Source organism: Arsenophonus nasoniae, from assembly GCF_004768525.1.
Lineage (GTDB): Bacteria > Pseudomonadota > Gammaproteobacteria > Enterobacterales > Enterobacteriaceae > Arsenophonus > Arsenophonus nasoniae.
Window position 1 is genome coordinate 1,381,238 of the sequence record NZ_CP038613.1, and the last position, 16,639, is coordinate 1,397,876.

The following is a 16,639-nucleotide window of genomic DNA, read 5'->3' on the forward strand; positions in this document are numbered from 1 at the left end:
TCGATTTGCAAACCGATAATTAGAATGGTTTTTATCATAGGGGAGTAGGTAGTTATGTCGGAACATAAAAAATTTCGCTTTTATCAGCCGCTAAAAGGCCTAAGTCATACATTTGGTGATGAATGGTTTGCTCTTAAGGCAGAATCGTTTGCGCGTTTTTTTGGCACCCCAGGTTTTTTAATTGGGCAAACTATTGTTGTTACTGCATGGATCTACATTAATATAACTGGGATAACTAAATTTGATCCCTATCCGTTTATTTTACTTAATTTAACTTTTAGTCTGCAAGCAGCCTATGCGGCCCCGTTAATATTACTTGCTCAAACTCGGCAATCTGAACGTGATCAAGCACATGCGATTGCTGATGCTCAACATCGAGAAGATTTAGCTGAAGCAATGGCGCAAAGGCAAGCTATTGCGGAATATAATACTGAACAGTTATTTGCATTACTTCAACAAAATACAGAATTAACCAAATTAACTAAAGAAATGGCCGAGCGCATTGAAAACTTAACTATTCAATTAGAAAGCCGTACTCGCAAATAAAAATTATTTAGAATAATGGCAAACAATACTTTTATCTAACACAGGCTATTTGCTTAAGGTAAATTGTGTTTATCCAGTTAAGTATATCTAACTCCTTTATGTAAAGCATAAAGTGAAGAGACAACTGGCGTAGTGTAATAGAAAAGACGACGTTTTAGCCACTGTGTATCTTCTCTTTCTTTGGTACTAATTCGTCCTAATCGCCAAGTTTCTGGTTGGCAAGCCCTATTCATACGACGCTCTGTCGTATAGAGATAATTAAATCCCAGTTCTTTTGCAATTTTTGCGTAGTCTCGAGTATAAAATCCTTGTGGCCAACATAAGTGCTGACTGCAATAACCAAGTTGTTTGATAAGTATATTACGGCATTGTTCAATATCTGCAATTAATGCTGCATGACGTCTTTCAATATTAGTTTCTAATTGATCCCAACGTAAATGTGAATATGTGTGATTATGAAATTCGATTAATTCACTCGCTTGCATGTGTTCAATTTCTGACCATCTCAGCATAACATCATCGGCTTGGCCGTTACCGATCTTTATTTCACATTCACGGTGTGAATATCCGATATTAGATAATTTTCTAACCTTACCATTACCAATATCTTTGGTAATGAGAAAAATACTGGCTTTAAGCTGCAATTGTTCTAATACAGGAAAAGCGTAAACCCAATTGTCCAAATAACCATCATCAAAAGTGATCATGACACTCTTACGTGGAAAAGGTTTACCCTGATAAAATTGCTCTAATTCTTTTGTAGAAAGGGTTTTCCAGCCACTATTAGCTAGCCATGTCATCTGTTGTGTGAAAGTTTTTGGGGATAAAGTAACTAACCCAGGAGACGGGCTAACATGATGGTACATAAGAATAGGAATAGTTATCGCATTCATTATATTAATAAAATCATAGATTAATAGGTAGTAAATTATTTTTACTCAATTATTAGCATAATAGCAAGTATTTAATATACTGCATAAATGGTAATTTTATTAATCAAACAAATAGTTATATAAAAAAGAATGAACACTAATAATTCGTGTGGTTAGAAGACAGATACTGTTAGTTATCAGCATCACTTAATAAATTATCTATCAGTAACAGAATTTTTTAGTCTATCAACACATGACTTTAGCTAATTATTTGATCGTTCCTGATTAGTTTTATTATGTAAATTAATATCATACACTTTGCCAATTTGTAATAAACGCAATAAGCATGACTCGATTGAAAATTTCTTAGTTACTTGAAGTTGTCCGCGTAGGGCCATTTCTTGATATTTTTTAGGTTGCTGTAGAAAATCATCAATAGCTGCTATCCAATTGTTGATATCAGATGGTGGCAATAATAGTCCATTACTTTTATCCTGGATAATATCAGGTAGCCCACCCACATTACTAGCAAACACCGGCACAGCAAAGAAAAGTGATTCAACTGCTACCATACCAAATGCTTCCTTATTAGAAGGAATCACTGTTAAAGATGCATATGAATATATTGAGGAAGAAGGAAAAACTATACCGGCGAGCAATGTTTCAGGCTCTAAATTATAGTCGATAATTTTTTTCCTTAATTTAGCTTTACAAGCGCCATCGCCAATAATTAAATAGCGAAATGAACGGCCTTGCCGTTTTAATTGGGCGAGTGCCGCTAAAACAATATCATGTCCTTTCTCTTCTCTTAGCATACCAACTTGAATTATGATTGGGGCTGTTCCCTCTTTTATCCAAGTTAAAATATTATCAGCGATAGGGGTTTGTTTTTCGGCAACCATTTTAGAAAAATCAAAACCAGGATGAACAACCTTCACCTTTTGTGGCATACAACCACTTTGCAATAATGTTTCTCGCATTGGTTCGCTGGGGACAATGACGTAATCAAATAAGTAATTCATACTGAAGGCTTTTATTTTACCTGACAGATAGGTTTTTTGTCTCAATACACATGGCCGCTGTTTCTTAGCTAGTGTTTTTACAGCGATGGCAAGGTTATTCGCATCATGTCCACTGTGGCAAATGGCTAAAATTGTTTGTTGTTGACGTAGTAGTTTGCGTAGGCGCATGATTGAAGCAGGGTGAGCACTATTAATAAATGCAACATGATAGATTGGAATGTTATTTTTTTTTGCTTCATGTGCAATTTGACTGTCTATATGGCAAGCTAAAGTTACGTTGAAGCCTCGATGAATTAACCCTTTCATTTGTAATAAAGCCTGAGCTTCTTGGCCACCAAAATTCATCGAAGATTCGGTATAGATAATGGATGTATTCATAATATACCCTGATAGTTAGCCCGCTTGTTAATTGATTTACCATTCAATTAACACAAAAATAACATAATATTCTAATTTCTTTATTATTTTCGCTAAAAGATTTAGCGACAAAAGTTTAGTAATCTGCAACAAAACCGTTCTGTATCTAATGTTATAACTTTGTTATATAGAGGTATTTAATCAGAATGTGTTAACTATGCTTACTTTAACTAATTGTAGTATTTTTTTATAGTAATTTTTCCTCTTATTTTTCATGAGTTAGATTTTATAGCATCATTTTCTATATTTTATAATTATTGGTTTACGATTATAAAAATAGCAAAGGTAAAAGATTACGATGAGATGATATTAACACTATCTTGGTGCGAAAATGATGCCTATAGCGTTAATTTTGACAAGTATTATAATGAATAATAATTTTATTATGACTATCAGGTAATTAATTGATAATCTATACAAAATTGTTAAAGCGATAATTTTATCATTTGTAGAGTATTTTATACTTAACACATAATTAAATTACCTTAACTCAATAGGTTAATTGTAACAATGTTTTATTATATTTAAGCTAAATAATTATTTATGTTGCTTAAAATGTCTATTTTTACTCGGCAAATGTAGAATAAAGATTTATGTTTCGTTTTATCAGTTTTGTGTTGGATACTTTTTATTTTTTAGGTAAAGGTTAAATGATGAATATTTTTATGAATAAATTTATATTATTGTTATTAAGTGTCATTTTGTTTTTCTATTCAGCTTTTACTTTAGCTATCTCATCCAAATTGCTCATTTCACCAGAACCTAGTGTACTATGTGATAGATACATATGTGTTGATAGTATTACAGGAGTTTCAGTCAGTTTAACAGAAAAATATTTAGGTAAAAAACAAGCTAATCGCTTATTGTCTCAAGGTTTATTTGATAAAACGGCCTTTACATTTGATAACGGGGTATTTTGCGACATAAAAGAGAGGAAATGCTATATTGATAGATATTTTAATGAGAAAGGACAACGAAGCAAAGTGTGTCAGCAGTACACAGAAAAATTATTTAGTAATTAAATATCGGCAAAAGTGACTCATGAGTGTATTTTTTTATAAATTAAAAATAACTTTTTACTATCACGCTAGAAACGATATTTAATCTCAAAATTTACTTATTTATTTTGGCATTTTATTGTTTAAAAATCACTTACTCTTTTAAAGTGAGTTGTGATATTTTTATGATTATTGAGTTGTAAAATAGAAGCATTAATATTAAAAACGAGAAATCTTATCATAGAAATTCTTATTTAAATATAAATACTACGTAAATTATTGATATAAACGATCGATAACTGCATTACAATAGTTTAAGTCTATCATATATGCAAGTATTGATCGTTTATATCAATTTTTTTTATGTGTCTATTTTAGGTATGATTTATTCTATGAATTTTGTTTTGGTTTAATTTATAATGATTACTTTAACTAAGAGTTATATTTTCTTTTTATATCTATTGTTTGATGTATTTAATTTTACTGAACTTGAGGACAATGAAAAATGTAAGGCTAACACGCTTAGGCAATATTGTACCAACATTGTTAGTAGTGTTAAATTGTCAGCTTTTCTAAGCTATGATTTTTCTGTTTATCGGTATTTTTATGTTTACTCTAATTAGAAAATTTATCGGCAGATATTTTATTAAAATAATTTTTTACCAAAGCGTTTAAACAATAAAAAATCGCTTTAATATGAATAATTATTATTTGTTATGTCATAATTTGCGCCAACACTTTAGGGATTATTACTATTTTATCAGTTTTATTATATTTTAGATTTGAGTAATATGAGCGTTTTTTAGTAAAAATTTAATAATAGTTAGCACATAGAGATAAAAATAATTAAAGCCACTAATTACTTGATAAAATGGCTAGTTGAGAATTTTATTAGATCATTTTATAGTAAGAATTGTTGGTTTAAGAAGGATATCTATTCATGCTGAGTATAATCTATTAAGCTTAATAAAACAGAATTATTGTTTGGGTTTTCTAATTAATTTTCATTTAAGTTAAAAATAAATATTTTTATTATTTTAATGTGTTTATTAGTAATGTTTTTTATTATTTATTTGTAAATATCCAATTTTTATCTCTTAATAATGAATTATATGATTATAAGCTTATTAAAATAAATACTATTTAAAAATACTAATATTTTTAAAAATATTATTTTTCCTTGTGTGTTTAGAGCCAGTCATTTTGGCGATGCTGGCTTTTTTTTTGTTATTATTCAAAAGTGAGATTTTATTAATTTAATAATTGCAAATGTTTATTTTATATAACGCTAGCTATTTTAAAGAATTTTATTTTGGCAATATAAATTTCTATAATTAAATTATAATAATTAGATAACTATTTTGGTTTTTTTTACTAATATATTTATTTAATTAGTATATTATTCTGATTATTATTGCAATATACGTTTGCCAGAGGTATGTAAAGAGTTATCGAATACTAAATAAATATTAAGTGTGCTAATAAATTTCGTATTGATAAGATAAGAAAAATTAATTATTAGAAAATATATTGTCAAATGTCGTCTTATTTCATGTGATGGTTAACAAATATTCCTCAATACAATAGAAATTTGAATTTTATTATAAATGAATTTTTTTAATTGACTTCGCTTAAATAAAATTTTATTAATAAAATAAATTATAATGAACTTTAAAGGAGCGTTAAAAAATGAAAAAAATATTAACGTTATGCTTTCTTTTTATTTTAATGCCACCAGTAACTTATTCTTTAGAACAATCATAAGATTATGAATTGACTCAGGTATTAATTTTAAGTAGACATAATGTGAGAGCACCAATCATATATGAAAATATATTAACTCGTGCAACGAATAAAGCTTGGCCTATTTGGCATACAAACAATGGAAATCTTACGACTAAAGGTCGCCAATTAGAGATTTATTTAGGAAACTACTTTAGATCATGGTTTGATAGAATGGGGCTATTGCGTCAAGATAAATGTCCAGATTCAAATAATGTCTATGTATATGCAAACAATCAACAACGTACTATTGCTACAGCAGAATCTTTTATTACAGGCGCTTTTCCTGATTGCTTGGTTAAAACTTTTTATCGTTCAGATATGAATGACGGAGAGTTTGATACTATTTTTGCTACAGTTATCACTGATGATAGTGCAGAATTTAAGCGACAAGCCGAAAGCGCTATGGCAGAAAAATTAGCATATTTGGATTTAGCTGAAGCTTATAAACAAGTGTCAACAATATTGGATTTTAAGAATTCAACGCTATGTAAAAAAGATAAATTGTGTGATCTTGTTAGCTATCCAAACACAATGAATATTAGTGCAGGTAAAGAACCCTTTGTGTTTGGTCCATTAGGATTAGCAGCGAACGTTGTAGATGTATTTGATCTTCAGTATTACGAAGGATTTGCTACCAAAGATGTTGCTTGGGGAACAATTAGTACACCAGAGCAATGGAAAACACTTAATAAAATTAGAAATGGCTATCATGCAGTTGCATATAAAACTAAAATAGTTGCTAGTAACATAGCTAAACCTTTATTAGAATATATTGATTTGTATTTTGTTCAACCACGCAAAATTGCAGGTTCAAAATTACTTATTATGTTTGGTCATGATTCAAATATCGCGTCAGTAATGTCTGCTCTGGATTTCGCCCCTTATCAATTATCTGAACAATATGAAAAAACCCAATTGGTGGGAAATTAGTGTTTCAACGTTGGCATAGTAAGAAAATGAATAAAGATTACCTAAAAGTTGAATATATTTATCAATCAATAAATCAATTGCGCAATGGGACGGCTTTGACATGGAGTAACCCGCCAAAACAGGTAACTCTAGCGCTTAAAAATTGCCCGATTGATGGAAATGGCTTATGTCATTGGGATGACTTTGAAAAGAGCATGCAGCAAGCATTAAAAAATAAACTTTTTGTTGATTAGGTAAGATTAGAGGCAGCGGGATTAACACTACTTTTATTAATATTCATCACGAAAGAGTATGTTTTGCTAGTTATTTTTTATAAAATTCGAATTTTATTTTCTTTTTAGCTAATTATAAAGTCTCTTATTTTGTTATTAGTATTTGTTATAACTTAAAGATAATATTACTTTATTGTTAGCTTAATAGGTATTTAACCAGAAATTACTCGATTCATTTATTTTTTACTAACTAGTTTTGACGTTAAGTATTTTCTCTAATAATTAATAATTGAGTACTTAACTCTCGCTGCTACTTCGGGTAGCATTTGTTATTGGATTTATTCAACTTAAAGAGTTAATAAGTGATTAGCATAAAAAAATAATATTATTTTACGCGATAATATATATATTAAAAAAATTAAAAAATAATACAGACAACTATTTTATCAACAAATTACGGAATAAAAATAATTTAATAACGCTAAATTATCTTAATGCTATAGAATATTTTATAAATGGTGGTAAGTGTAAATTAATAAGGTTATATCTTACTTAATATAATTTTGTATTAATGTAATTTTTGTTATACAAATAATGTCTTGTGTAAGTATATAAATAATAATTTATATAAATATGCAAATCATGATCTACGTAAATATATAAATAGTAGTTTGTACTAATGTATAAATAAGGAGCGTTTGACATGAAAAAATTAATAACTCTCATAATAGCAGCATCATTGATTGGCTTCAGTCTAACATCTCAGGCCACTGAAAATTGTCCGGCATTAAATAAAATTGAAAGTAGTAATGGTATTTTCCATGCAAATGGAGTAGATGGAAATTGGCTTGGTGTGCTGCAAGGCATTATTGCAGAAAAAACTACGGTACAATCTTTTGAGGGTGGACTTGCAATTGCCGAAAGTCAGTCAGCGCCTATAAAATTTCAGTATTGTACTTATCGTGTTGGTGTTGATAAAACTCTTGATATGCGTTTCACACCAAAGAATGAAAAAGAGTTTACTATCCAAACTGTCGGTAATTTATGGAAAGAAGAAGCTGGACCTTTTGGACTTATTTATAAAGTATGTGAAAAAACCGCGCCAGAGAATTGTAAGTTTACGATTCGTCAATAAAATATCATTTAAAAAATAATTTTTGTTTGGTTCTGTTCCATTAAAAAATTGCTTCAATTTTTTCAAGCAACTGATACTAAAGTATAGTAAGCAGCTAATACTTTTATTTGGTATCTATTTTAATGCGACAGAACCTTTATTTTTATCTTAGCTTAAAGCTTCTATGTTGTTAAAAGAAGAAGCTGGTTTATAAAGGCTATAGGTTTTATTAAGCGAATTTTTGTTTTAGCTTAATAAGAAGTAGGATAGATTTTTTGCTTTCATTATATTTATTAATCATTAATTTCTATTAGGTGAAGTATGAATAATTTCGGTATTGGCTCTAAACATAGTTATACTCGATTATCAAGCGATAGTTCATGGTTAGGAAATTGAATCGCTTTTAAAGTGAGTAGCAAAAGCCATCCCTTATTGCAAAAAGGAGATGGGGATCGATTTATTGTGTTTAGTGCCAGTTAACATTTCCTCAGAGAGTGTAATTTCTAACCTGATTTCCTTATTTTAGACACATTGATCCTGCGTTTAGCTGCGTAACCATCGCTTTTTCTCCAGGTTATACAGTCTTTCTGACAACAATTCCGTTGCTTTTTTACCCATTTGCGCCCCGGTGAAAAGCAGCCTGTCGCCACACAGAATACATTTGTACGGATCGGTACGCAGAAATCCTTTCATCAGCACAGAAAACCTGGGTTCTCCGGTTTTACGTGCCGTCATCTCAAGTGCCTTATACACTTTCGGCAATAGTTTTCCCGTTTACGATTCGACAAAACCAGAGTAACGCACCATTTTAAAATGCCTGGCCGGAATATGGCTTATATAGCGTCTAATCATCTCTTCCTGCGGCAGAGTCTGCTGCCGATGCTGGCCAGTTCGGTGGTCATGGTAGTGATGAACAACGGCACCCCCTCGGTAATGCCGCAGTTTTGACGCAGATACCGGTGGGCGTTTAAGGTAGCGACCGAGGTACTTAACACTATGCCATGCCCTTTCGTTTTAGCAAAGTGCACTTTCAATAACGTCCGTACTGCGCCCTCAAGTAACGCCGCCAATGTTTTTTGTCACGGATATGGCCAAGACCGGGAAGAAGGCCAGGGTTAATTAAATCATAACTGTGACGCAGTAGTCGGATAACAGCCCCTCGCCAGATTTCTTCGACATCCTTTTTTTGAAAAACAGCTTTCGCCATACACTATGTTTACTATCCAAACCCCTCGAGTGACGGAAACATGAACATGCGGATGTTGATTGAGTTGCCGGCCATAAGTATGCAAGGCACAGAAAATACCAATTTCGATACCCTGTTTGCGAGCCAACTGCAGCATAGCTCAGTGGCTGCCCGAAACAGAGCATTAAGTAGCAGCCAGTTATTGTTAAAAAAAGGCCAAAGGAGATGTGGCATGGTGAAAGTAATGTGTTGCCAGTCGCAGTCGGGTAAAATATGAACCTGCTGTGCTAACCACTGCTCGGTGGCTTTAAAGCCACATGAACTGCAGGCTTTTGACTTACAGCTTTGGCAGAAAAAACGGCTGTGAGAACAATCAGACGAAGCGCAACAATAGCGCCGGACACCCATGGCACAAGTGCCGCAGGCAAGCATGCGCTCCACAGATAAACTCGTCCACGAACTAACGCTATCGCCGTATTTTTCGAGGAATTTATTCCAACCGTCATCAATGGTGAAAAGTAGTTTAGCAGGACGAGGGATATACATCTGACTTAATTACCTTATGGGCATCTTGCCAAAGAAACAGAAATTGTCAGATTCGTCAGCCCAGTTATCGGTGTGTTTATCCCAGGGTTCAAAGGAAACAGGGATTATTCCTAGCTCCGTATAGGTGATGAATTCATCGGCAGGCAGACTTTCAGTTATTCACCCCTCAGTGTAGTCGTATCCAGCGTCATCGGCTTGGTCTTGGCGTTGTTCAAAACCCTGATAATCGTGACTAGCGGCGGGTAATACTGCGTGTCGAGAAAAATTGGGGCCGAGTCGGACGCAGTGGCGTATGGCTTCTTTAGGGTGTCATAAAAAAATTCAGGCGGTCTGTCATCATCATTTTCGGGTGGGAGAGATCATAAAACGTTTCGGATAAACAGGCGCTGTGGCACGTGAAGTGACGGGCAGCCTGCCTGATTTAACCGGTTTACGCTTTCTGGGAGATTTATTGCGAGCCATCGAGATGAATCCCTGAAAAAATTAACCTACTGCAGAGTATAAAACAGTACTCAACTCATTAACATCCCCGAAGCAGCACCGCTGCGCCGCTCACGCGTAGCGTGCTACGTTCTATAGATACGACAACTAGGCTGTGTCCCTTAATTGCTTGAGCTATAGTATCCATCTGTTTCTACGATACTTTGAATTATGGCTCGCTACGATCTTTCTGATGAAGCATGGGCAATCATTGAGCCCTTGTTGCCAACCATTTTGACATCTTCGCGGGTCGGTCGGCCGTGGGCAGAACATCGCAAAATCGTCAACGGCATGTTCTGGATACTGTGTTCAGGCGCCCCATGGCGTGATTTACCTGAACGTTACGGCCCCATGGAAAACCGTTTATAACCGTTTCAACAGATGGTCAAAGGATGGAACTATTAACATTATTTTCAATAAGTTGCTTTCATTTCTTGATGCTCATGAACTGGTTGACTGGTCAGCCATTGCGCTGGATGGCAGTAATATTCGTGCTCTCAAATGTGCGGCTGGTGCTCAAAAAAACATCCCGATATTACCGACGATAACAGCTTGGGTCGCTCACGAGGTGGTTATGGCACCAAAATCCACATGGCGACTGACGGAAGCGGCATCCCGCTAAACATCGTACTGAGTGCTGGGCAGGCTCACGAAAGCCTGTTCGCGCTACGACTCCTGGACGGCATTGGCGTGCAACGCCAGAACGGCAGCATGAAGCGTCGTGGTCATACGGTACTGGCTGACAAAGCCTACTCTGGGAATGCGCTACGTAACGAGTTGAAAAGAAAAGGGATGAAAACGGTTATTCCCCGAAAATCAAATGAAAAACTGGCTTCAGATGGACGCTCGCAACTTGATCGTGATGCTTATCGCCATCGCAACGTTGTGGAAAGGTGTTTTGGCCGTTTAAAGGAATATCGCCGGATCGCTACACGTTATGAAAAAACGGCAAGAAACTATCTAGCAATGGTGAAACTGGGCTGCATTCGCTTGTTTTACCGCCGATTACGCAATTAAGGGACACAGCCTAGTAATATTAGTCAAACTTCGGTATTACCTGATAATTTGGTTAGTGTGAAAAATAGTGTTGCTAGTAACTATGAACCAGATGATTATGACTTGACGCATAATGGGCGTAGTAATACAGATAATGGTAGGGATGTAGTAAGAATGTCGATAAGTAGACTTTTAAAAGAGGTCAATGATTCTCCTAAAACGAAAATTGTTGATAAAAATTTAGATAATCTAATTGATAAAATGAAGAATAATGAGATTAACTATTATATTATAAAAAAAGAGGTTAAAACTAGGCTGTGTCCCTTAATTGCGTAATCGGCGGTAAAACAAGCGAATGCAGCCCAGTTTCACCATTGCTAGATAGTTTCTTGCCGTTTTTTCATAACGTGTAGCGATCCGGCGATATTCCTTTAAACGGCCAAAACACCTTTCCACAACGTTGCGATGGCGATAAGCATCACGATCAAGTTGCGAGCGTCCATCTGAAGCCAGTTTTTCATTTGATTTTCGGGGAATAACCGTTTTCATCCCTTTTCTTTTCAACTCGTTACGTAGCGCATTCCCAGAGTAGGCTTTGTCAGCCAGTACCGTATGACCACGACGCTTCATGCTGCCGTTCTGGCGTTGCACGCCAATGCCGTCCAGGAGTCGTAGCGCGAACAGGCTTTCGTGAGCCTGCCCAGCACTCAGTACGATGTTTAGCGGGATGCCGCTTCCGTCAGTCGCCATGTGGATTTTGGTGCCATAACCACCTCGTGAGCGACCCAAGCTGTTATCGTCGGTAATATCGGGATGTTTTTTTGAGCACCAGCCGCACATTTGAGAGCACGAATATTACTGCCATCCAGCGCAATGGCTGACCAGTCAACCAGTTCATGAGCATCAAGAAATGAAAGCAACTTATTGAAAATAATGTTAATAGTTCCATCCTTTGACCATCTGTTGAAACGGTTATAAACGGTTTTCCATGGGCCGTAACGTTCAGGTAAATCACGCCATGGGGCGCCTGAACACAGTATCCAGAACATGCCGTTGACGATTTTGCGATGTTCTGCCCACGGCCGACCGACCCGCGAAGATGTCAAAACGGTTGGCAACAAGGGCTCAATGATTGCCCATGCTTCATCAGAAAGATCGTAGCGAGCCATAATTCAAAGTATCGTAGAAACAGATGGATACTATAGCTCAAGCAATTAAGGGACACAGCCTAGAGGTGATTTAAAAAAACTGCATGATCGCTTAAGGGGTTAAAACTAAGATAGCAGACCATAAAATGGTTTTTTTAAAAGATAAAAAATAATAATTAGCTAATGTTAGTGATATTTTTTATCTAATAATAAATAGCGAATAAATGAATAAGCGTTTATAAAAAGTGAGTCAATGCGGCTAAAGAAATAGTAGCAAAGTCTCTTACGCTAAATTAATTATTTTTTTGTAAAAAGTTAACTGTTTGTTTATGATGGTCATCGACTCTGCTTGGCAAACAGAGAGCGTAGTTTTTGTAATTTGGCTGGGATTATGGCTAAACAATAACTGTTTTGTTGACCTTCATTCTGCCAATAATTTTGATGATATTTTTCTGCTGGATACCATTTTTCAAAAAGCTCCACTGTCGTTACTATTGGTGCGGCATGGTTTTTTTGAGCATCTGTTATCGCTATTTTGGCAGTCTGCCTTTGTTGCTCAGAGGTGAAGAAAATAGCGGAACGATATTGGCTACCAATATCATTGCCTTGTCGGTTTAACTGAGTTGGATCATGGGTAGCGAAATGGATAGCCAGCAATTCATCATAGCTTACTTGTTGTGGATCAAAAGTGACGCGAATCGCTTCTGCATGCCCTGTTTTACCGGAACAAACCTGTGCATAAGTAGGATTTTCTACAGTTCCACCGGTATAACCGCTTTCAACCGATTTGACACCAATTACTTCTTTAAATATTGCTTCGGTACACCAAAAACATCCACCACTGATCACTGCATATTCAATTGTCATCGTGATTGCCTTTTAAACTTGTAAATAGCGTCAGCATCAATAAATACGATTTATTTAAAAAAGATGATAGCTGTTTTATCATGTTATATAAGCCGTTTGAGGCTTATTTATACTGTAATATAACTTGATATTGTTAGCTATCAAATGATTAGTTTATTATTTTGATGCTGAAAAATAGGTTAAATTTTGCTTCTTGTTTGATATTAATAGCATTGTATTGAATAAGTTACTTTTGTAAGAATATTTTACTAATAGATGCCCTTAATTTTTACTAAGGGGAAGAAAATAATTATTTAAGTTAACTTGTTTGTTGATTGGCGTTCTGGAGCATTTTCTTGATTGGAATAATTAAGATTGCCAATACTGCAGCGCAAATCATTAATGCAATAGCAACCTGGGAAAAGAGGGCTGGCATAGACTGTAATTGTTCTTTATTGATATTTCCGGCCATAATTCCTGCAACCAGATTACCTAACGCACTAGCACAAAACCAAAGACCCATCACTTGTCCGCGCATTTTTTTAGGTGCCAGTAATGTCATTGTTGCTAACCCAATCGGACTTAAACATAATTCACCTAAAGTTAATAGTAACATACTGCTAATCAACCAAATGGGAGAAACATTGATATTATGCGTAATAACTATGTTTGCGGCTACCATCATAATGGCAAATCCAGCAGCAGCAAATAAGATACCAATAACAAATTTAGTGGTACTAGTCGGATTTATATTGCGCTTAGCCATAGTTGGCCATAACCAACTGAATAGAGGGGCAAGAATGATGATGAACAGCGGATTAATTGCTTGAAACCATATGGTTGGAATTTCAAAGCCATTAGTAAGATAGCGATCAGTATAATCACGAGCAAAAATGTTGAATGAGGTCGGTTTTTGCTCAAAAGCTGACCAGAAAAATGTCGCTGAAATAAGTAAAATAAGGCAGACTAATAAACGCATACGCTCATTTTTATTTAATCCCGTTAGGAAAAACATATAAATAAAATAGAGGCTAACAAAGGTGGCAATGATATAAGCAAAACTTTTGGCCACAATGGTAGCATTAAATGGCACGATATCTGTCGCAATAAGTATCACGATAGCAGCCAATAATACCATTATTAATGTGATCCATTTACCGACGTTTTTACGCTTAACGGTTGGTTGTTCCCAACTCGCCGCAATACCTGTTTCTTTATTGTAGCGACGCATTTGTGGAACGGCATAAAATCGGAAGATAAGTAGGGCTATCAGCATACCAATTCCACCGAGGCCAAAGCCGATATGCCAACCGTATTTTTCATATAGTGGTCCAATAATTAACGGTGCAATAAATGAGCCCATGTTAATTCCCATATAGAACAGTGAAAATCCGCCGTCACGCCGCGTATCATCTTTTCTATACAAAGTGCCAACCATAACAGTAATACAAGTTTTAAATAAACCGGTTCCCAGTACAATGAATAATAATCCGATAAAAAATAGACTATTACCCCAGATTGCAGAAAACGCGATGGATAGATGGCCTAATGCAATAATCAGTGATCCATACCAAACCGCTTTACGTTGCCCAAGCCAGTTATCAGCTAACCATCCGCCAGGAAGTGAAGTGATATAAACACCACCGGCAAAAATACCGACAATAGCTGATGCTTGCTCGATTGTTAATCCCATTCCTCCTTGTAATAAGGTTGCGCTCATAAATAGGATCAATAGTGGCCGCACGCCGTAAAATGAAAAACGCTCCCACATCTCAGTTAAGAAGAGAGAACTCAGTGGATAGGGATGTCCAAAGAAAGTTTTAGTTTTTATTACAGTGCGTTGCATCTAAATATTCCCCATCAATAAATCTACCAGTAAAATTTTAAAAGTTAAAAAATAGTTTTCGGTTATAAATATTATCTTTTTCAGTTCAAATATCGCTGCTAATCTAATATCGTGCAATATTATTTTTTATCATATTATTAGAAAATTATGATTACTTGTATTTAAACCATTTTTTATACAAAAGTCGACAAAAATATTCTTTTTCCTACCTTATATCGACTAAAAACCAGAAGATGTAATTAAAATAATTTTATAAATTAAATTATTGTTAAATATAAAAACTATTCAAATCAATAAGATAAAAACTTATTTTCTGATTGTTATCATATTTTGGCTAATAAATATAATTTGAGATTAAAAATTAAGAAAATTATCATTTAATTACATGTTTAGTTGATTTTTTAGCATTTAATTGATAGTTAATATAATAATAGCTGATTAGTGAAAAAGATTGTCTCATAACTCTAGTGACTGGTTTGACAATACAGTCACTGGTAGTTATTAATCGTGTATGTTATCGAGATCGCCATAAAGCGATGGCATACCTGCGGGTCTTGTTTTAAATCGACGATGCAACCACATATATTGCTCAGGTGCTTGCATAATCTCTTTTTCAATTAGTTTATTCATAAAAGTTGCGGTAGAAATTTCATCTTGCTGTGGAAAATGGGTTATTGCTGGCTGAATGATTAATTCATAACCTTTAGCGTTTGCTAATCGTCTGGGAGTAAAAGGTATCATAGCTGGATTAGCAAGCTTTGCTAGAATATGGGTGCCTATGGTGGTAGCGGCATGTTTAACAGTAAAAAAAGGCACAAAAACACTCTTTCTTGGGCCATAATCGTGATCTGGTGCATACCATAAAATTTCTCCTTGTTTAAGATTGCGTATCATGCCTTTTATATCTTTGCGATCAAGCATGAATTTATTAGAACGCAATCGTCCCCGAATTTGCAACCAATCCATTACCGGATTGTCGTTAGGTCGATAAACACCAATACCAGGATTTAAGATACCAAAGATACGCGCGCCTAATTCGAGGGTTAGAAAATGAATGCCTATTACGATGATCCCTTGCCCTGTCAACTGAACTTTTTCAATATTATGCTGACCCTTAATTGTAAACCAGCGTTGTACTCTTTTATCAGACCAGAACCACGCCATACCCGTTTCAAATATACCCATACCCACTGATTCAAAATTTTTATTGATTATTTGTTGGCGTTGCTGTGCACTCATGGTAAGGAAGCAGAGTTCCAAATTACGTTTTGCAATCAGTAGGCGTTTTTTTAGAAAGTATTTTGATAAGCGTCCAAGGCGAGTTCCTAGCCAATAGATAACAGGATAAGGTAGTAGAACCAGTAAATAAAGCAGACCAATTCCTAGCCATGTTAACCAATATTGGGGATGTAAATATGAAATTTTAAAAGGCGATTCTTTTATCATCTGTGTTATGTTTAGTCAGTATTAATATCAATATTATCTATTGTGACACTTTTTTTAGCAAAGCTAAAACTTTAACTGGATATTTAATTACCCTTCAATACTTATCACTGGCTTGCTCTAGCGTGGTTTGTTATACATTTTTTGCTGAGGAAGGTGAAGTATTGCTATTTTATATGGTCTTGCTTGTTAACAGTTGGTGGTAACTTATTGAAGATCATATATCGAGGTATGCTATCAGTGATATCTGGT

At 34.7% G+C, this 16,639-nt stretch carries 13 protein-coding genes and 2 pseudogenes; 7 read left to right on the forward strand and 8 right to left on the reverse strand.

Annotated features, from left to right (window positions below; translation table 11 throughout):
- Positions 1–54: 54 nt before the first annotated feature.
- Positions 55–546, forward strand: a complete 492-nt coding sequence (locus ArsFIN_RS06725; RefSeq protein ID WP_026823721.1) for a DUF1003 domain-containing protein — start codon at positions 55–57, stop codon at positions 544–546.
- 77 nt (positions 547–623) lie between these two features.
- On the opposite strand, the gene ArsFIN_RS06730 is transcribed toward ArsFIN_RS06725, so the two are convergent.
- Both ArsFIN_RS06730 and ArsFIN_RS06735 read right to left on the reverse strand, forming a co-directional pair.
- Positions 624–1,442: a polysaccharide deacetylase family protein gene (locus ArsFIN_RS06730; RefSeq protein ID WP_026823720.1), complete on the reverse strand. Its 819-nt coding sequence runs from the start codon at positions 1,440–1,442 to the stop codon at positions 624–626.
- A 239-nt stretch (positions 1,443–1,681) separates the two neighbouring features.
- Positions 1,682–2,818, reverse strand: coding sequence for a glycosyltransferase family 4 protein (locus tag ArsFIN_RS06735; protein WP_051297133.1), 1,137 nt, complete (start codon positions 2,816–2,818; stop codon positions 1,682–1,684).
- Between the two features lie 689 nt (positions 2,819–3,507).
- Between ArsFIN_RS06735 and ArsFIN_RS06740 the strand changes: the two genes are divergently transcribed.
- From ArsFIN_RS06740 to ArsFIN_RS06750, 4 genes are all read left to right on the forward strand, one after another.
- Entirely contained in the window at positions 3,508–3,879 is a 372-nt protein-coding gene (locus tag ArsFIN_RS06740) for a YcgJ family protein (protein ID WP_246067364.1), read from the forward strand.
- Between the two features lie 1,782 nt (positions 3,880–5,661).
- A complete protein-coding gene (locus tag ArsFIN_RS06745; RefSeq protein WP_338023331.1) occupies positions 5,662–6,570 on the forward strand; it encodes a histidine-type phosphatase in 909 nt (302 codons plus the stop codon).
- Between the two features lie 26 nt (positions 6,571–6,596).
- Positions 6,597–6,803, forward strand: a complete 207-nt coding sequence (locus tag ArsFIN_RS28545; RefSeq protein ID WP_338023332.1) for a hypothetical protein — start codon at positions 6,597–6,599, stop codon at positions 6,801–6,803.
- 682 nt (positions 6,804–7,485) lie between these two features.
- The gene (locus ArsFIN_RS06750) at positions 7,486–7,917 is read left to right on the forward strand and encodes a DUF3757 domain-containing protein (protein ID WP_026823718.1); all 432 of its coding nucleotides are present in this window, start codon (positions 7,486–7,488) and stop codon (positions 7,915–7,917) included.
- A gap of 522 nt (positions 7,918–8,439) precedes the next feature.
- Here ArsFIN_RS06750 and ArsFIN_RS28780 read toward each other — a convergent pair.
- Both ArsFIN_RS28780 and ArsFIN_RS28160 read right to left on the reverse strand, forming a co-directional pair.
- Positions 8,440–9,628 (reverse strand): annotated as a pseudogene (locus ArsFIN_RS28780) (IS91 family transposase).
- A gap of 339 nt (positions 9,629–9,967) precedes the next feature.
- Positions 9,968–10,090 (reverse strand): hypothetical protein, encoded by a 123-nt coding sequence (locus ArsFIN_RS28160; RefSeq protein WP_276489417.1) that lies wholly within the window; start codon positions 10,088–10,090, stop codon positions 9,968–9,970.
- A gap of 189 nt (positions 10,091–10,279) precedes the next feature.
- On the opposite strand from ArsFIN_RS28160, the pseudogene ArsFIN_RS06760 reads away from it, so the two are divergent.
- A pseudogene (locus tag ArsFIN_RS06760) lies at positions 10,280–11,125 on the forward strand (IS5 family transposase).
- Positions 11,126–11,182: 57 nt separating this feature from the next.
- Positions 11,183–11,440 carry a hypothetical protein gene (locus ArsFIN_RS06765; RefSeq protein ID WP_135677600.1) on the forward strand — a complete coding sequence of 86 codons (258 nt, stop codon included), beginning with the start codon at positions 11,183–11,185 and terminating at the stop codon, positions 11,438–11,440.
- Here the strand turns inward: ArsFIN_RS06765 and ArsFIN_RS06770 are convergent.
- From ArsFIN_RS06770 to ArsFIN_RS06785, 4 genes are all read right to left on the reverse strand, one after another.
- Positions 11,429–12,273, reverse strand: a protein-coding gene (locus tag ArsFIN_RS06770; RefSeq protein ID WP_135677415.1) for an IS5 family transposase whose coding sequence is annotated in 2 segments (ribosomal slippage) — positions 11,429–11,928 and positions 11,928–12,273 — 846 coding nt in all. Because the reading frame shifts where the segments join, the coding sequence is not laid out codon by codon here. The genes ArsFIN_RS06765 and ArsFIN_RS06770 overlap by 12 nt on opposite strands.
- Before the next feature lie 315 nt (positions 12,274–12,588).
- Positions 12,589–13,119, reverse strand: coding sequence for a peptide-methionine (S)-S-oxide reductase MsrA (msrA, locus tag ArsFIN_RS06775; protein WP_026823665.1), 531 nt, complete (start codon positions 13,117–13,119; stop codon positions 12,589–12,591).
- A gap of 298 nt (positions 13,120–13,417) precedes the next feature.
- A complete protein-coding gene (locus ArsFIN_RS06780; protein WP_026823666.1) occupies positions 13,418–14,944 on the reverse strand; it encodes a peptide MFS transporter in 1,527 nt (508 codons plus the stop codon).
- Between the two features lie 501 nt (positions 14,945–15,445).
- Complete coding sequence (locus ArsFIN_RS06785; protein ID WP_026823667.1) at positions 15,446–16,390, reverse strand: Kdo(2)-lipid IV(A) acyltransferase; 945 nt, start codon at positions 16,388–16,390, stop codon at positions 15,446–15,448.
- Positions 16,391–16,639: the final 249 nt, after the last annotated feature.

Coding starts and splice junctions, on each gene's coding strand:
- msrA (WP_026823665.1), bottom strand. CDS start 13,119: ATGACAATTGAATATGCAGTGATCAGTGGTGGATGTTTTTGGTGTACC.
- ArsFIN_RS06785 (WP_026823667.1), bottom strand. CDS start 16,390: ATGATAAAAGAATCGCCTTTTAAAATTTCATATTTACATCCCCAATAT.
- ArsFIN_RS06725 (WP_026823721.1), top strand. CDS start 55: ATGTCGGAACATAAAAAATTTCGCTTTTATCAGCCGCTAAAAGGCCTA.
- ArsFIN_RS06780 (WP_026823666.1), bottom strand. CDS start 14,944: ATGCAACGCACTGTAATAAAAACTAAAACTTTCTTTGGACATCCCTAT.
- ArsFIN_RS06750 (WP_026823718.1), top strand. CDS start 7,486: ATGAAAAAATTAATAACTCTCATAATAGCAGCATCATTGATTGGCTTC.
- ArsFIN_RS06735 (WP_051297133.1), bottom strand. CDS start 2,818: ATGAATACATCCATTATCTATACCGAATCTTCGATGAATTTTGGTGGC.
- ArsFIN_RS28545 (WP_338023332.1), top strand. CDS start 6,597: ATGAATAAAGATTACCTAAAAGTTGAATATATTTATCAATCAATAAAT.
- ArsFIN_RS28160 (WP_276489417.1), bottom strand. CDS start 10,090: ATGGCTCGCAATAAATCTCCCAGAAAGCGTAAACCGGTTAAATCAGGC.
- ArsFIN_RS06740 (WP_246067364.1), top strand. CDS start 3,508: ATGATGAATATTTTTATGAATAAATTTATATTATTGTTATTAAGTGTC.